The following is a 16,705-nucleotide window of genomic DNA, read 5'->3' on the forward strand; positions in this document are numbered from 1 at the left end:
CAGTAGCGCAGCCTGGTAGCGCACCGTCATGGGGTGTCGGGGGTCGGAGGTTCAAATCCTCTCTGGCCGACCACTTTAAAGAAAAAAGCTCTAACCGAAAGGTTGGAGCTTTTTTCGTTTCTCCGCCTGTAAAAAGTGGTGTGGTGGATCTCAGCAAGGGATTAAGAGGACTCTGAGATGCTGCCCAATACCAGGTGTTGATGCTCAGCAGGCATGGTGTTGTTGTAGGGCTCGGAGACATCCCAGCGCTTCAGGTAGTAGGGCAACAGGGCTTCGCTGACCTGTTCACTGCGACTGAGGGTGTCTGGGTCCATGCCATAGTCCCGGGCAATGATGCGCCTTTGTCTCTCCTCCAGCCTCGGGTTGGGGATCAGCTCAACATCAATCTGTCGGTTCCAAATTGTGTCCTCCTCTTTTCTTCGCCCTGATGGCCTCTGCTCAAGGCTCAGCTCTCCTCGAAAACGACTGATCACAAAATCCCGGAACTGCTGGTTCTTCTCACACCAGGCGCGCACGTGCCAGCGAAAGCCGTTGTATACCAGGGTATGGGGGGCCAACAGTCGGCCAGGATCATCTTGTGGAGGGGCGGCAGACAGGGATTCATAGTGCCCCTCTACGGTCAGACCCTGGCGGGCAGCCTGGATCAGGGTTCGCACCACTTGGGGGGAGACATACCTGGAGGGGGCATCCATATAATGGGTGGCATCGGGTTGCAGGCTGGTCAGTGACAGCATGTCGCCAAGATCATCATGGCGGTCCAGCAACTGCAGGTACTCATCAACATGACCCTTGCAGAACCTGGGCATGAACCCTTTTGCCGGCTTGTAGCCTTTCAGGCTGCGGTCATACTCCAGGCTGGCGCCCGAGGATTCCCGGATGTAGGTGTTGATGTCCTTGGAGGCTTGCTGGCGACCAATATCAAAGGCCTGACACAGGTGATTAGTGGTCAGACGCCCCTCCCAAAGGGCAATGATCTCAATGAGACGATATCTCAATCTCTGGTCAACGCGCATAGAGTTTCCATCTGCTTGAAAAGGCGACATGTTAATGTAGCCAGTAATGACATGTAGTTTCAAGCTACATTAGTATTGGTGTCGAGCAGCTAACTCATATGGTTGTTGCCGCATATTCGTTCAGTTGATTGTGTTTCTAACTTAAATCACTGTTTTAGAAATATATTGCTATCAATATAGTCCACTGAACTTCGCAATACTCTAGTTGGTTAAAAAGAGAACGCCATGGAACTCTCCCTCAATGACCTGGGCCTGGCCCTGTTTGCCCTCACGGCTATCAATAGTGCCTTGATCCTCTATCTGCTGGTTCGCCAGTCCGCGATGAAAGCGATGCAGCACCAGCTGTCCCAGGAAACGGAAACCCGAATCGGAGAGTCTGCTACCGAAGTCGCGTCTCTGATCACCAAATGCGCCACTCAGGCACAGGAGCGTAACTTCACTGCGTGGGAGGAACTGCGCACCAGCTTGAAGAGTCATGCTAAGGCGGCAGAGGAGAACCACAACAAGTTGGCACAGACCCTCATTGCGGTTTCCGGTGAGCACCGTGGCCACAATGAAGCCTTGCAGGAGCACCTGTTGGAGGCAATAGAGGAAGCCCGGGCGCGTACTAAAGCGGAGTTGGAGCGGGTGTGTGACCAAGTGGTGGCCGTGCCAGGAAAAATCCAGCCTCTGATGCAGTCCGAGCGGGAATCGATTGAAGCCAGCCTGGTTAAGACCAGCGATGTGCAACATAAGCGCCTGGAGGCACTGGAGTCCAAAGTGGACGCCGGCTTTGCGGGTGCCCGTCAGACACAAATGAACGAGGGTAAACTGCTGAGCAGCAAGCTGGAGAAGATGGCTGGTCAGCAGCGACTGGCGTCTCATCAGGAAAGGCTGGCCCTGGTGGAGCAGCTTACTCAACAGGTGCAGAGCCTGAAGATCAGTAATGCGGTGGATCTCACCAACGCCCTGATGGAGGGGCGCGACCTGAAGGTAGAGACCGAAGAGTTTGTGAAGCACCTGGGTGAATGTAAGGTCACCGCCATGGAGGACAAGCTCAGTGGTCAGGTGACAGAGATTCTTTATGAAGAGGGGCACAAAGTCGCCAGTCGCACTTTCGAGGATGGGCAGCTTAAATACCAGATTCGGTTCGATGAGCACGGGCGTGCCGTGAAGGGAGAGGAGTTCGGCTCCGATGGCGAGGTGGCGTTTGAATACCACTACGATCTCGCGGGCGAAGTCAGCAGCCGCCAGGACCATGAAGTCACAGTGCAGTAATCAACAACCACAGAATTCAAAAGGCATATCCGATGTTTTTAAACCTTCTTCCTAAAAAAGAGCGTCAGCATTTCCTCAACCTGGCCCGGTACGCCATGGGACTCAATGGCGAATTCAAGTCTGAAGAGCTGGAGATCTATAACTCCTTTGTGCATGAGTGTGACCTGCATGGCTATCAGGCGAAAGCCGGCAACAAGCAGGTGACCGAATCCATCGAGGCTCTCTCCTCGGGCAGCACAGGTCACCGCAAGGCGGTGATGATCGAATTGTGCGGCATCATGCTGGCCGACAGTGCCATCTGTGACCATGAGCGGGCGTTTATTCAAAGGCTGTCTGACGCTTTTGACCTGGAGGACTTCGAGGTGCGCCGCATCGAGCGTTGGGTGGCGGCCATGAATGATCTGGTGGCCGAGGGCTATCAGATGGTGGAGGCCTGAGTATGCTGGGACGGGTATGGAGCTCGATACGCAGCTGTGCGTCCAGAGCGGTCAGCAAGGTTAAGAGTGCCTGCTCCAAGGCTTGGAATGCGGTGACCGGCAAAGACAAGTTTCTGGAAGCGAAGAAGCTGCACGAAGAGTTGATGGCCCGCTATAAGCGGCAGCAGAAACTGTACCAGGAGCAGGTTGAGGCTCGGAGCCTGGCCATTGAGGGGCGGCTGAAGGCGATCAATGGCTTTAAGCAGCAGATCTTCGACAGCCAGTTTCCCCGGTTCATCGCCCTGGCCAATCGGCTTCATAACGTCCGGGTAGCCGGCAGCCACTTCGAAGAGTTTTTTGACAACAAGCTGATGGAAGTCGCTTCCCCATCCGGGGTTCGCTCCAAGGCCGAGTTGTTTGAGATCGATTTCGACAACCTGGGTTTTCGTGAGGTGGCCTTGTCGGTGCTGACCCTGGGGATCTACTCCCGCAAGAAGGCCAAGGAGTCGTTGCAGCAGGTCAAAGATGAGGCAGCTCGTGTGGAGGAGGAGATTGCCAAGATGGAAGCTCAGCTCACCAAGATTGAGGTGGTGGAGCAGTCCATCGGTCAGGTTGAACTCTACTTCGATCAGTTGATCGCCAACTATGGTGCCCTGCTGGACAGGTTCGAGTATGGCATCAACTCTCAGCGTATTTTGCAGGTCGGGATGAACCCGGAGATGTTTGCCGCCAAGCTGGATTTCCGTTTGCTGCCTGTGGCGCACATCAAGGAGTTTCAGGCCCTGTTTAATCTCTCTGTGGTGCTCAAGCGCATGGCCCAGATGAGTTACCTGAGCCGGGAAGGGGCCGTCATCGATGGGGAAGCCACAGAGGCCGCCTCCCTGTTTGAGCGCGCCGTCGTGCTCAAAGTCGCCTGATGGGAGTCTCGACAATGGAACAGCATGCCCAGCCTACACTGACCAGCGAGGCGGTGTTGGCCCAGCTTAATGGCGTGTCGCCCCTGCAGGCGAGCAGCGTACTCATCGATCTTGAGCTCTATGAGCAGCGGGATTCCCTCGAGGTACTGGAGTCTGTGTACCAGGAGTTTGAGTCCAGGTCTTCGGTGATGGATGAACTGATCAAACCCATGGCGCTGAGTGTGCTCGACGGCATCATCAGCCACAAGGATCTTAAGCTCAACCGCACCGGCCTTTCAGCCTCTCGGGTATGGAATGAGGTGCAGCAGTTTGATTATGGCGAGGGGACGACCCTGAGCGACGACGCCCAGCAGTCGCGTCAGCAACTGGATGCCATGCGTGAGGCGCGACACTATGACGAGAAGGTGCGTGCCTCCATGACCAAGGAGAAGAACCGGGAGCAGCATAAGGAAAATCACTTTGGGGGGGCCGCTCAGGGCTACAGCGACTTGGAAGTGAACGACGATGGCAGCAGGGTGCGGGTCTATCGCAAACAGGATACCGCCAAAGAGAAGGGCAACTACTGGCGGGCAGTGGATACCGATCACGTGGTGCCGGTGAAGCAGATCAATGACCGCTATGCCAATAACGCCTTTTTGACCGAGAAGGATCTGGTGGCCATCACCGACGGTGACTTTAACCTGGTGGAGATCTCCAACCGCTTTAACCGTGCCAAAGGCGCGCGCAGCTTTTCTGAGCTGCAATCTCAAAAGCGTGCTCTGGAAGCCAAGCAGGCGTCGGGCAAGCGTCTGACCACAGATGAGAGAGAGCGCTTAGAAAAGCTATCTCTTAACAGTGATGAGACCTATGACGCGTCGGTGAAAAAGCAGCACCAGGCGGAGAAGGCGATCCATAAAAAGGCCCAACACAAGGCCATGGAGAACCTGAAAGACAACAAGTGGGCCGTGTCTCAAAAAGCGGCAAAGCAGGCCGGTGAGCAAAGCGCTTACCAGGCCATAGGCCACGGCATCATCGCCATGATCAAGCCGTTGCTCCATGAGCTGATGGATGCGGTGCGACATGGCTTTGCCGAAGGGGTAGGGGCTGCCACCGCTCTGGAGGGCCTGAAGCTGCGTATGGCCAGGCTGATGCGGTATCTGAAGCGGGAAGTGCTGCCCACCCTGCTGCAGGGGGCGAAAGATTTTCTCAGCAACCTCTTCAAGATCCTGATTGAAGGGGTGCTGGGCTTGGTCACCGGCATGTTCAAGACGGTGATGAAGGTGATCTCCGAGGGCTTCTCCGCCCTGGTGGGGGCCGGCAAGATCCTGATGCAGCCCGACTCGGCCATGAGCCGGGCCCAGAAGGCCGATGCCATCGTCAAACTGTTTGCCGCCACGGCGGCAGGTTTTGTTGTCTACTACTTCGAGGCCAGCATTCTGTCGGCGCTGCCCAAGGGTTTCATCAAGGACATCGCCCTGAGCACTTTAAGTGGGGTGGCTTCGGTGCTGGTGGTGTATCTGCTGGACCAGGCCGACATCTTCTCCACCAAGGCAGAGCTGCGCTCCAAGCGGGTGGCGGAGATCTTTGAGCATAGGGTGGCGCAGATCAAGCTCAACACCGACGCCTTCGAAGCGACCGCAGTGACCAAGCTGGCTCAGGACAAGCTGGCCTTCATGGCCATCAGTGAGCAGATGAGGGGGCTGATCGACGCCGATGAGGACGTGAACCCGTCGGTGGAGGCGTTGGCACAGGCCTTCAACATTGAGCTGTCGGTTAAGGATACCGATGAGTTTCTCAATCTGCTGGAGAGCAGTGACGCCCTTGTGGTGTAAAAGAAACAGCGAAGCGGTCTGTGGACCGCTTCGCTGCTGGCCTTCCATGGCCGGGGGATATTCAGTTTACCGCGGCCAGCAGGCTTAAAACGGCGGCAGGGGCAATAGCGGCAAAGGCCACGGCGGCCCAGTCTACGAAGGACTGGTTATCTCTCTTGGACATAGTGACTCCCGGAACAACAACAACAAACCCCAATCGGGGAGTAGGGGGCATGGAACACGCAATGGCGCGCTCATTCCTGTTCCACAAGCCTTAGTATCTGCGTCAAATCGCACCGCTATATTAGCCGAGCAATTCCCCGGTGAGCATTCGGTTATTCATTGGTATAAACTCGGCTGCGTTGCGACGACCGGACATAAAAAAGCCCCGCTTTTGCGGGGCTTTCTGTTTTTGGGGATCAGTTGGCAAACAGTCGGCGATTCTCTCCCATCACCTTAAGCAGAGTGGGAGCGTCCAGCTTGGCATCGCGGATGCGGTGGTGACCATTGTCGTACACCCGGTAGTCGCCGTGCTTGTCGATCACCGTGGTGGAGTCCTTGGTCTTGATGGCCACATAGCGTCGATTGCCCGCCACCAGGAAGTCGAGGGTGGAGGGGGCGTACAGGGAGTCGCCCAGGCTGTACTCTCCGGGGTTGTTGCCACAGCCCAGCAGGTTGGTCAGCAGGGTCGGCGCCAGCGCGTAGTGGCTGGTGGGGTAGCTGATTTGCTTGCCCACATCCCCGGGCCAGCGGATCATCAGTGGAACGCCCGTGGTGGCATCGGAGAAGTTGCGGCTGAGCGTGTTGTGCAGGCTGGTAAACTCCTGGCCGTTGTTGCCCGTCACCACCACCAGGGTGTTGCTGTTCACCTTGCTCAGCAGTCGCGCCAGCTGACCGTCCAAGAACTTCAGCGAGCTGCGGTATTGATTGAACAGCACCGCCTGAGCTTCGTTGATGTCCAGCTCTGGTTTCACCGTAGGCAGGCCTACGTAGCCCACAGGGGTGCTGTACACCGATGGCGCGTGGTACTGGACCAGCAATGCCAGCTTGTTGTCGTCGGGCTGGAGCAGCTTCAGGGCCTGATCCGTTGTCTGAACATCGCGCTGTGCCGCAGAGTCAAACGGCTGCTCCTGCTTCAGGGTAAAGCTTTGCAGGGCCAGCTGGGTGGAGGGTTCCAGCTGGGACCCGGCCACACCCACTGCCACCAGACTGTAACCCTTGGCGGCCAGCTCTGTGGTCAGGACCGGAGACTTCTGGTCGGCCAGCAGTGAGGCCTCATAGGCGGGCAACAGGCCGTACAACAGGCTCCTGAGTCCCTGGCCAGCCTCGTTGGAACCACTGTAGTGGTTCTTGAAAACATGGGTGCCTTGAGCCCACTCGCTGAGGAAGGGCATGGTCTCGGGCGTGATCATATCCCGGCGCAGGGCGTCGACGGTGACCAGCAACACGGGCTGGGCTGGGGTGGCGACACACTGCATCGGCTTGGTGGGGTAGGTCAGCTGCTTGGTGGGTTGAGCCGAGGTTTCCCGCTCCGCCAGAGTTTCCTCATCCACGATACCGCGGCTGGCCATAAAGCTGCGTGCGGTCGCCGGGTAGTGAAGCGGCAGCATCTCATCCTGCTGGACTATGGGTTGGTAGACATTGGCGTCGGCCCAGATGTGCAGCAGGTGGCTGCCCAGGAACAGGCTGATCATCACTGTGGCAATCTTGCCGCCCCAGGAGCGTCGCGCCAGTCGTTCGATTCGCTTCCACAGTCCATTGGCCAGCAACAGTTGCAGCGCCAGCATGGCCGCCGGGGCCACCAGCAGCCAGGGGTTACTGATCAGCTTCGGCAGATCGGCGAAGGAGATATCGAACACAAAGGGGTTGAGGTGCAACCGGTAGTGGTCGAACACCAGGATGTCGTACACCAGCACCATATGGGCCAGGGTGGCCATGATCGCCGCATAGCCCCTCAATATTTTTGAGTAGGGCAGTATCAGGCTGATGGGAAACAGAAACAGCAGGTAGAGCAGGAAGCTGACAAACGAGAAGTGACCCACCAGGGTGATCACTGAATAGAATTGGGCAAGCAGGGTATCCGGCCAGCCGAGCAGCTTCACATAGCGAACTGCGATGATGGCGGCCAGCAGGCCATTAATAAAGGCAAACCAGTGACCCCAGGTTACCAGACGGGAGACTTTGTCCCTTTGCAGATCGGTTGCGTGCATGGATGTGGCAGTATTCCTTATTAGGAGCTCATATCCTAAGCGGAAACAAGACGCTATACCAGTAAAGTGGTGTAAATCCTGCCTGTTTTGGAGGATAGACCCCTAAAGGGAGAGAGGTGGCCCACTGGGTGGGACACCTCTTAGGCATCAGGCGTCGTGGCGGCTGTCTACGGACGCCAGCAGAGCCTGACCAAACTGCTCGGCCAGACGCTTGCGTGCGCCGGGAGCCACATCACGGTTGATGATGTCGGTGGCGCAGTTGCCCAGCACCATCAGGGCCAGATCGGTAGGGGTCTGGTTTTTTTCCAGTACCAGCAGCAGCTCGTTCAGCAACTTTTCCACTTGGTCATTGCTGTATTTGGACAGAATAGCCATGGCTTTTCCTGTTATGTTGATTCAAAGGCGCAGTATAATAGCCGATCTGTGCGTGAACCACTAACACCAGGAACAAGATGATTAAGATTGATCAGGCGATTCTGCATGCAGTGCAGAGGGACGGTGAGGGCCAGCTGCGTTGTAAGCTGCGTCCGCAGCCTCTGGAGCAGTCCGACGCCCTGGACGAGCTGCTCGGTGAGTTGCATCGTCTCTACACCGCTAAGGCGGGCAAAGGATATGGCTACTTTGGCGTACCTGAAGGCGATGGCGAAGCCAATGAGGCGTTTTCGGAGGCCCTGACACAGTGGCATACCGGCAACCTGGGCTTCGTGGAGTTCAGTGGCCAGGCGGGCAAGCTGCTTGAAGCGGAGCTGGGAAAGTACGATTTCGCCCAGGGGGGCTATCTGCTGCTGGCGTCCTACAACCACATCGCCTGTGATTATCTGTTCGTGGCACTGATGTCGCCCAAGCCCAGTGTGTCTGTATCACAGGAGATGGAGGTACACGGCAGTGAACATCTGGATCTCTCCAATCTGCAGCTGGCGGCACGCATCGATCTCAGCGAGTGGCGTGCCGACCCATCCTCCAAGAAGTACATCTCCTTCATCAAGGGGCGGGCAGGGCGCAAAGTCGCCGACTTCTTCCTGGACTTTATGGGATGTGTGGAAGGGGTGAACGCCAAGAATCAGAACAAGGAACTGGTTCAGGCGCTGGAAGACTATGTAGCGACCACCGACCTGGACGCCGATGAGCGCCAGCAGTGCCGTGATGCCGTGTTCGATTACTGCAAGACCCAAATAAGCTCCGGAGGCGAAGTTCAGCTTCAGGACATCGCCGATGAGTTTGCTGATCGTGGGGCTGAGGAGTTTTACCAGTTTACCTCAGCCGGAGAGTACGATCTGGAGGAGACCTTCCCCGGCGATCAGAGCACTCTGCGTCAGCTGAAGAAATTCTCAGGAACCGGCGGTGGCGTTTCTGTCTCCTTCGATGCCCACCATCTGGGCGAAAGGGTGGTGTGGGACCAGGTGAATGACACCATCACCATCAAAGGCGTACCGCCAAATTTGTTGGACCAGTTGCAAAGACGCTTGAAAGCGTGAGCCTGATCGCATAAAAAGGGCCTCGTCGTTAAGATGGGGCCCTTTTTGTTTCTGGGATGTAAAAACTCAGATCGGTAACCGTTTGCCCAAAAAGCGAATTTATATTCAATTCGTCCCTTAATTGGCTTTTTGTGCTCATATTTATGCATAAAGCCAGAATTTATATTTTACAATGTGGTTGGCATCGGCTAACCTGCGCAGCAATCGCATAGGCGAACCTCAATTCCAGGTGAGCCGGTTGGGAACGACAGCCGGTGTACATCAGAAAAAAAATACAAGGCAACACACATGCATAAGCACGCAACTGACGACAGTCAGGTGAAAACCAGCAGAAACCTGATGCTGTTCTTGCTGCCCTCCCTGTTGGGGGTACTGCTCTTTATGACCCCGGTGATCTACGAAGAGGGACTGACCATTCCTATCGCTATTCTGGCTAACGGCCTGAAAGCGGTGATTGGCGATGCACTGCCCAACGTGGTCGCTGCCGTGGTGATCCTGATGGGCCTGGCCACCACTGTGGTGAAGCTGTTCAAGCCCAAGTTTGTCACCGGCAACGGTTTCCTCAACAGCCTGCTCAATGTCAGCCCACTGTGGTTTATCACTCGCCTGGCTGGCGCCATCTTCGTGGCCATGGTGGTGACCAAAACCGGCCCTGAGATGATCATCAGCGGTGATACCGGCAGCTTCGTCTTCGGTGATCTGCTGCCTACCCTGTTTGCGGTATTCATCTTCGCCGGCCTGCTGCTGCCTCTGCTGACCCACTTTGGCCTGCTGGAGCTCATCGGTACCCTGCTGACCAAGATCATGCGTCCGGTATTCAATCTGCCTGGCCGTTCAGCCATCGACTGTCTGGCCTCCTGGCTTGGGGATGGTTCTGTGGGCATTCTGATGTCCAGCAAACAGTATGAAGACCGGTTCTACACCCAGCGGGAAGCGGCGGTGATCGGTACCACCTTCTCTGCGGTGTCCATCAGTTTCTCTCTGGTGGTGATTGCTCAGGTAAAACTGGAGCACCTGTTCGTGCCCTTCTACGCCACCATCTGTGTGGCGGGCATTGTAGTGGCCATCATCGTGCCCCGTTTGCCTCCACTGAGTCGCAAAAAGGATCTGCTGATCGATGGCAGTACCCGTGCTGCTGACGCCGAGATGATCCCTCAGGGTCACAGTGTCCTCTCCTACGGCTACCTGAACGCGCTGAAGACCGCCGATCGCATCGAAAACCCTCTGAATGTGGTGAAAGAGGGGATCAAGAACGCCGTGGACATGGTGTTTGGTATCCTGCCTGTGGTGATGGCCGTTGGTACCCTGGGCCTGGTTATTGCGGAGTACACCCCGCTGTTTGCCTGGATGGGCGCGCCCTTTGTCCCTCTGCTGGAGATGCTGCAGATCCCCTTTGCTCAGGAAGCGTCTGAGACCATGGTGGTCGGTTTTGCGGATATGTTTATCCCCTCCATCATCGCTGCCGGCATTGACAACGAGATGACCCGCTTCGTGATTGCAGCCATGTCGGTGACTCAGCTTATCTACATGTCAGAGGTTGGCGCCCTGCTGTTGGGTAGCCGCATTCCTATCAACGTCTTCGAGCTGTTTGTTATCTTCCTGCTCCGTACCCTGGTGTCTCTGCCGGTGATTGCAGGCATGGCACATCTGGTGTTTTAACAGCAGTCTTTAGGAAAAAGCCGGTGGAAACATCGGCTTTTTTTGTTTTTGCACCCAAGGGTCGCTTTGGTAAGGTGTGTAACGGACGCGCAGGTTGAATGACACAAACCACAGAAAAATGCGTGCCGGTTTAGCTGTTCTTTCTTGCCCGCTGTCAGGCGAAAGTCGGCGTATTAAACCAAAACTTATTACAATTATTAATACTACTTACTTTGGAGGCTAGGGATGTCCAATCGATCCTCATTGATCCTAGGCATCTCTCTTGCGGTAGCTATGGCCCTAGCAGCGGCCATTTTAAGTCAAGGGATACAACAGTTTAAGTTATTGGATCGCACCGTGGTGGTGAAAGGGCTGGCGGAACAGGAGGTGCCGGCCAACATTGCCATCTGGCCAGTGAAGTTTTCAGCCGCAGACAATGATCTGTCTGAGGTCTACGACGCTTTGGAGCGTCAGGCCGAGCAGGTCAGGGCGTTCCTGTTACTGCAGGGGTTCAGTGACGAGGAGCTCACCCTGAGCACACCCAATGTCACCGACAAGCTGGCACAGAGTTACGGCCCTGAGAGCTCGCCACTGAGATACAGCGGCAGCATGACCCTGACCATCTACACCGACAAGGTTGACCTGGTTCTGGGGGCGCGTCAGCAACTGTTTACTCTGGCCAAACAGGGGGTGAACCTCTCATCCCAGGACTACAACGCCCGCACCGAGTTCCTGTTTACCGGTCTGAACGATCTCAAACCCGCCATGATTGAGCAGGCAACCCGTAATGCTCGCGAGGTTGCCCAGCGCTTTGCAGAGGACTCGCAAAGCAAACTGGGCAAAATTCGCCGTGCCCAGCAGGGGATTTTCTCAATTCGTGACCGGGATTCAACTACACCACACCGTAAAAAAGTTAGAGTGGTGTCCACAGTTGAATACTATCTGGTCGATTAAGGGAGGGGAGCCATGAGAACAATTGTTTTAGCCTTTGTGCTGGCTCTGACCGGTTGCGCGTCTGCGCCCTATGTTCCGCAGACTCTGGATGCCCATCGGGTTGTGGAAGGGGTAAGTGCCGATGATTTCGAGCTTTGCTTCAAGGTACCCGTAGGTAAACATCTGGCGGGCCCTGTGGTCTCAACGGTGACCTATACCGATGAGATGGGTGAGGAGCAACAGGTGGTTCTCTCCATGGAGTACGCGTCCAAGAGCTATCTCCCCGCCCTGAAAGGCATCCTGATGTTCCGTCATCCGGAGTATGAGTATCACTTCCGCCTGACCCCGCATTCCAAGCAGGTTTGGACCGAACTGCAACAGCAGCTGAGACACACCGCGGGTCGGGCTGAGCTCAAACCCTACCCAGAAAGCGGTATGTGGCACCACGAAGATGCGCCTCGGGCGGTTGCGGATAAGAAGGGGATGGAAGCCGGACTCAAGCTCTGAACCCTGATGACATCAGAAGAAACGCCGGGCATTGCCCGGCGTTTTTGTATTCATACCAACTGCAATTGGTACTATCGGTCGAAGCTCAGCCTCTGACCTACCGGCTCGGAGATCACCTCCTGTCCGTCATAGGCCATGATGCCGCCGACCCAGGTGGCGGCAATGGTGGAGCGGAAGGTATAGCCCTCGAATGGACTCCATTGGCACTTGTAGAGCAGGTTGTCCTTGCTTACCGGATAGGGTTTCTCAAGATCAATCAGTACCAAGTCTGCGTGGTAGCCTTCACGTAGATAGCCTCGCTCCTTCAGGTTGAAGCGCTCGGCCACCGCGTGACTGGTCTTTTGAACCACGGACTCCAGACTCAGCACACCATCATGGACATGCTCCAGCAGGGAGAGCAGGGCATGTTGCACCAGGGGCACGCCGGATGGCGCCTTGAAATAGGTGTTCTGCTTCTCTTCCCAGGTGTGAGGGGCGTGGTCGGTGGCGATGACATCGATGACGTCCCGTTTGACCGCATCCAGCAGTGCCTGGCGGTCACGCTCGGTCTTCACCGAGGGGTTGCACTTAATCTGGGCACCCAGGGTGTCGTAATCCTTGTCGCTGAAGAACAGGTGATGGACACAGGCCTCGGCGGTGATGTTGGCCGTTGCCAGGCTGTCCAGGCTCTTATGGGCTTCAAACAGGGCCAACTCGTCTGCGGTGGTGATATGCAGCACGTGCAGGCGGGTGCCGTGGGCCTTAGCCAGTTCAATGGCCATCTTGGTGGACTTGATGCAGGCTTCTCGGGAGCGAATCTCGCCGTGAAGCTTCATGGGCACCGCTTCCCCATACTTGGCCCGGGCGGCGTCCTCATTTGCGTCGATCATCGGTGTGTCTTCGCAGTGGGTGACCACGGGCACCTTGGCACTGGCGAAGATCGCTTCCAGGGTGTCGCGATTGTCCACCAGCATGTTGCCGGTGGAGGCACCCATGAAGATCTTGATGCCGCAGGCCGCCTGGGGATCCAGGTTGCGAATGTCTTCCAGGTTGTCGTTGGTGGCGCCCAGGTAGAAGGCGTAGTTGGCCACGGAAACCTCCGCAGCGCGGGTGTACTTGGCTTCCAGGGCGTCGGCATTGGTGGTCTGGGGGTTTACATTGGGCATCTCCATGAAGCTGGTGATGCCACCGGCCACCGCAGCACGGGACTCCGAGAGGATATTGCCCTTATGGGTCAGACCCGGCTCACGGAAATGAACCTGGTCATCAATCATGCCGGGGATAAGCAGTTTGCCTTCCGCGTCGACGATCTGTGCACCTTCTGGCGCGTCGATCTCCGGGGCAATTTTCTGGATGCGACCGTCGGCGATCAGCAGATCGCCCTGTTGACGGATCCCTTCGTTCAGCAGGGTGGCGCGTTTAATCAGTGTGATACTCATGGGCCGCTCTTATGCTCTTGTTTGGGTACAGACGCCGCCTATAATAGCGGATTGGATCTACCTTCGCCTATAAGGATGTGACATGTTCCGCAGTTTGAGCCTTGTTTTCTTTTCTCTTTTTACTCTTTCTTATGCGTCAGCCCTGGAATTGAGGGATCCCCTGACCCAGGGCTCTCTGGTTCGGGCCAAGGTGGAGCCGGGCAGCCAGGTCACCTTGAATGGTCAGCCTGTTCGAGCCGATGCCGAGGGTAACCTGGTGTTTGGCTTCGGTCGGGATGCCGAACTGGAGCACCAGGTGGTGGTGACGTCAGCCAGTGGCGAAGCCACCGAGTATCCCCTCACCCTGACTGAGCGCACCTATCGTATTCAGCGAATCGAAGGGATCGCCAAGCGCATCATGGAGCCTAAGCCGGAGGATATTGCCCGCGCCCGTCAGGACAGTGCCCAGGTGAAGAAGGCCAGGGCGGTAGACTCCGACCGAGTGGATTGGCAACAGACCTTTATCTGGCCGCTCTCCGGTCCCATCACCGGCGTTTATGGCAGCCAGCGGGTCTACAACGGAGTGCCCAAGCGCCCCCATTTTGGCGTGGACGTGGCGGCGCCCACCGGAACCCGGGTGGTAGCGCCGGCGGATGGCGTCATCACCCTGGCAGTGCCAGACATGTTCTACTCCGGCGGCACCCTGATCATCGATCATGGCTATGGTGTCTCCTCCTCCTTCCTGCATCTGTCCCGCCTTTTGGTGAAGCCTGGGGATGAGGTTCGTCAGGGGCAGGAGGTGGCTGAAGTGGGTGCCACCGGGCGTGTCACCGGCCCGCACCTGGACTGGCGCATCAATTGGTTTGGTCAGCGTCTGGACCCTCAGTTGCTGGTTCCAGAAATGGCTGAAAAACCCTGATTTTTTTTGACAGATGTTACAACTTAGCGGTTGTGGCACCTGTACTCTCCTGCTAGCATCCAAGATTCGGAGTGGCTAGTGAATCTATCTGGGTTCGGTGGCAAATCGGATTGATTTATTTCAATAAATTCGATGAAGTGATTCCGATAAACCTACCCTTATCCTGATTGCACAAGGAGAGTGTGATGACTAATGAAGCACAGAAGCTACTGATTAAGCTGGGGCTGGACGCGGATCTGGCCGAGCGTTTTTCTGTTTCTCCTGGACTGGTATGCGACGAGCTGAAGCTCGACCAGGAGAGCCGTGACCAGATTCTTCAGCTGAGCGAAGACGGGGATGACGACAAGACCATTCCTTTCTCTACCACCTGGGTAACCTGGATTACTCTGCCCTCCATGGGTGCCGGTAAACAGGGCTGACCTAAGCGATTTTATTGGGGGAGTTGCTCCCCCAATATTCTGTTCCAGTGAGTGGACCATGCCATTGCAGCTTATTTCTCTTGTTCTGACCCTTTTCCTGTCAACCCTGGCTATTGCTGAAGAGGCAGTAGCACCCCCCGTGCCCGGCTCCACCGAGGCGAAAATAGTGGAGCTGGAACAGATGTCCCGCCAGCAGCCAACCCTGGCGCTGAAGCAGGCGGAAAAACTGCTCGAACGCTTCAACTATCTGAAACCACATCAATTGTGCAAAACCCTGCAGTTGGCGGCTTTAAGCCATCTTGGCTTGGGTGAGAATCACAACGGGCTTCGCCGCGCCAAGCGTGCCGCAGAGTGTGCCGAAGAGCTGGGGCTCTATGGTGAGCTGGTGTATAACCTCAAGCTGCAGGCCATCGCTTCCCATCACCTGATGGAGGAGGTGGAGGCCTTTGGGCTCTATCTTAAAGCGCTGAAATACTTGGATAAGGTAGAGAACGATCAGCGCAAGGCCGACATCCTTATGTCCGTGGCCAATGTCTACATCAGCATTGGCGATCCTGAGCAGGCGCTGTTTTATGCGGAGCGGGCCAAGGCAACCTATCAGGGGGATCCCTCTTTCGATTGTCTGAACACCATGGTGGTACTCAACATTCATCAGATGCGGGGAAATCGGGAGGAGATTGAGCGGGCCCACGCCCAGGCCAATGAGGTTTGCCTGAATCTCGATAACATTTACATGGTGATTGCCGCCCTGATTCAGCAGGCCCAGGCCGATATGGAGATCGGCAATAATGAGCGGGCGCTGACTCTTTTGAATCGAGCCTGGGAGATGCAGATCAAGGGCAATATCGAGCTCAACCTGGGTGCCCTGTTTTACAACAAGGGTAAGGTACTGGTGACCCTGGAGCGCTACCAGGAGGCACAACAGGTGATTGAGGAGTTCTTCGGGCGCTTCAGCGGCACCCAGACCCCGGCGATGCAGGAGAATTTCGAGTCTCTGCAGGCGGAGGTGGATCTGGCTCTGGGACGGTTCGAGCAGGCGGCCAAGCACTACAGCAAGGCGCTGAAGGCGCAGCAGGAAGCGGCTGAGAAGAACAATAACATCACTCTGGCGGTTCAGAAGATTCAGATGGATTCATTGCAGCACCAGGCCCAGGTGAAAGAGGCCCAGGCGTTGCAGAAGGCCCATGAGGCAGAGCTGGAGCAGGAGCGGGCCCGCAGCAAGGGGTTTATTGCCGTCAGCGCCGCCATCGCCTTTGGCATTGTGGGCATGGCCCTGGTGAATCGTCGCATGGGCCGCAGCCGCAAGTTGTATAAGGATCTTGCCCATTTTGATGGCCTTACCGGGCTGTTCAGCCGCTGGTTCTGGCTGCAGAGCGCCGAGCGCCGCAGCGCCGGTCTCGACCCGGCCACTCCGGCGTCAGTCATTCTGCTGAGAATTGATGAGCTCAGATCCCTCAACCTGGAGCATGGCTACAGCGTGGGGGATGGGGTGTTGCAACGGGTGTCCGCCGAACTCAAGGCGATAAAGCCGGAGTCCGCCATACTGGGGCGTACCGGAGGTAATCAGATTGCCCTGCTTCTGCCTGATATGTCGCGCCCTGCCGCGGTGACGCTGGCAGAGCAGATTCGCTCCCTTATTGAATCATTGCCGACCGATGAGATGGATCTCAGTCGGGGCATCACCGCCACCCTGGGGGTGTGCGGCTACAGTCGCCAGCGCGATCTGAATGAGCTGGTTCTCAAGGCCGATAAGGCCTTGGATGAGGGCCGTCAAGGAGGCGGCAACCAAGTGTTTGTATTTGAAGGAAGCTAAA

At 56.4% G+C, this 16,705-nt stretch carries 15 protein-coding genes; 11 read left to right on the forward strand and 4 right to left on the reverse strand.

What is annotated here, in order from left to right:
• Positions 1–161: 161 nt before the first annotated feature.
• On the reverse strand, positions 162–1,013 hold the full coding sequence (locus tag ACN0RV_RS15700) for a WYL domain-containing protein (RefSeq protein WP_417349030.1): 852 nt from the start codon (positions 1,011–1,013) through the stop codon (positions 162–164).
• A 225-nt stretch (positions 1,014–1,238) separates the two neighbouring features.
• Here ACN0RV_RS15700 and ACN0RV_RS15705 point away from each other — a divergent pair, with 225 nt between their 5' ends.
• From ACN0RV_RS15705 to ACN0RV_RS15720, 4 genes are read left to right on the forward strand one after another with little or no spacing between them, the layout of a single operon-like run.
• Positions 1,239–2,270, forward strand: coding sequence for a hypothetical protein (locus tag ACN0RV_RS15705; RefSeq protein WP_417349032.1), 1,032 nt, complete (start codon positions 1,239–1,241; stop codon positions 2,268–2,270).
• 32 nt (positions 2,271–2,302) lie between these two features.
• Positions 2,303–2,707 carry a TerB family tellurite resistance protein gene (locus ACN0RV_RS15710; RefSeq protein ID WP_417349034.1) on the forward strand — a complete coding sequence of 135 codons (405 nt, stop codon included), beginning with the start codon at positions 2,303–2,305 and terminating at the stop codon, positions 2,705–2,707.
• A gap of 2 nt (positions 2,708–2,709) precedes the next feature.
• The gene (locus ACN0RV_RS15715; RefSeq protein ID WP_417349036.1) at positions 2,710–3,603 is read left to right on the forward strand and encodes a DNA repair protein; all 894 of its coding nucleotides are present in this window, start codon (positions 2,710–2,712) and stop codon (positions 3,601–3,603) included.
• Between the two features lie 14 nt (positions 3,604–3,617).
• On the forward strand, positions 3,618–5,414 hold the full coding sequence (locus ACN0RV_RS15720) for a hypothetical protein (RefSeq protein ID WP_417349037.1): 1,797 nt from the start codon (positions 3,618–3,620) through the stop codon (positions 5,412–5,414).
• Between the two features lie 398 nt (positions 5,415–5,812).
• Here ACN0RV_RS15720 and ACN0RV_RS15725 read toward each other — a convergent pair whose 3' ends face one another.
• Positions 5,813–7,603 carry a DUF3413 domain-containing protein gene (locus ACN0RV_RS15725; protein ID WP_417349039.1) on the reverse strand — a complete coding sequence of 597 codons (1,791 nt, stop codon included), beginning with the start codon at positions 7,601–7,603 and terminating at the stop codon, positions 5,813–5,815.
• Positions 7,604–7,750: 147 nt separating this feature from the next.
• Entirely contained in the window at positions 7,751–7,978 is a 228-nt protein-coding gene (locus ACN0RV_RS15730; protein ID WP_028109579.1) for a DUF1414 domain-containing protein, read from the reverse strand.
• Between the two features lie 77 nt (positions 7,979–8,055).
• Here ACN0RV_RS15730 and yejK point away from each other — a divergent pair, with 77 nt between their 5' ends.
• The 4 genes from yejK to ACN0RV_RS15750 all read left to right on the forward strand — a co-directional run bounded on the left by yejK (position 8,056) and on the right by ACN0RV_RS15750 (position 12,156).
• The gene (yejK, locus tag ACN0RV_RS15735) at positions 8,056–9,078 is read left to right on the forward strand and encodes a nucleoid-associated protein YejK (protein WP_417349040.1); all 1,023 of its coding nucleotides are present in this window, start codon (positions 8,056–8,058) and stop codon (positions 9,076–9,078) included.
• A 288-nt stretch (positions 9,079–9,366) separates the two neighbouring features.
• Positions 9,367–10,737, forward strand: a complete 1,371-nt coding sequence (locus tag ACN0RV_RS15740; RefSeq protein ID WP_417349042.1) for a YjiH family protein — start codon at positions 9,367–9,369, stop codon at positions 10,735–10,737.
• A 225-nt stretch (positions 10,738–10,962) separates the two neighbouring features.
• On the forward strand, positions 10,963–11,670 hold the full coding sequence (locus ACN0RV_RS15745) for an SIMPL domain-containing protein (RefSeq protein WP_417349043.1): 708 nt from the start codon (positions 10,963–10,965) through the stop codon (positions 11,668–11,670).
• A 12-nt stretch (positions 11,671–11,682) separates the two neighbouring features.
• Complete coding sequence (locus ACN0RV_RS15750) at positions 11,683–12,156, forward strand: hypothetical protein (protein WP_417349044.1); 474 nt, start codon at positions 11,683–11,685, stop codon at positions 12,154–12,156.
• 71 nt (positions 12,157–12,227) lie between these two features.
• Here the strand turns inward: ACN0RV_RS15750 and ACN0RV_RS15755 are convergent, their stop codons facing one another.
• Positions 12,228–13,574, reverse strand: a complete 1,347-nt coding sequence (locus ACN0RV_RS15755) for a dihydroorotase (RefSeq protein WP_417349046.1) — start codon at positions 13,572–13,574, stop codon at positions 12,228–12,230.
• 82 nt (positions 13,575–13,656) lie between these two features.
• Between ACN0RV_RS15755 and ACN0RV_RS15760 the strand changes: the two genes are divergently transcribed.
• From ACN0RV_RS15760 to ACN0RV_RS15770, 3 genes are all read left to right on the forward strand, one after another.
• A complete protein-coding gene (locus tag ACN0RV_RS15760; RefSeq protein WP_417349048.1) occupies positions 13,657–14,472 on the forward strand; it encodes a M23 family metallopeptidase in 816 nt (271 codons plus the stop codon).
• Positions 14,473–14,657: 185 nt separating this feature from the next.
• Positions 14,658–14,891: a hypothetical protein gene (locus ACN0RV_RS15765; RefSeq protein ID WP_417349050.1), complete on the forward strand. Its 234-nt coding sequence runs from the start codon at positions 14,658–14,660 to the stop codon at positions 14,889–14,891.
• A gap of 166 nt (positions 14,892–15,057) precedes the next feature.
• Positions 15,058–16,704, forward strand: a complete 1,647-nt coding sequence (locus ACN0RV_RS15770) for a diguanylate cyclase domain-containing protein (RefSeq protein ID WP_417349052.1) — start codon at positions 15,058–15,060, stop codon at positions 16,702–16,704.
• Position 16,705 lies beyond the last annotated feature (1 nt).

It is taken from the genome of Ferrimonas sp. (assembly GCF_048263965.1).
In the GTDB taxonomy this organism is placed as follows: Bacteria; Pseudomonadota; Gammaproteobacteria; order Enterobacterales; family Shewanellaceae; genus Ferrimonas.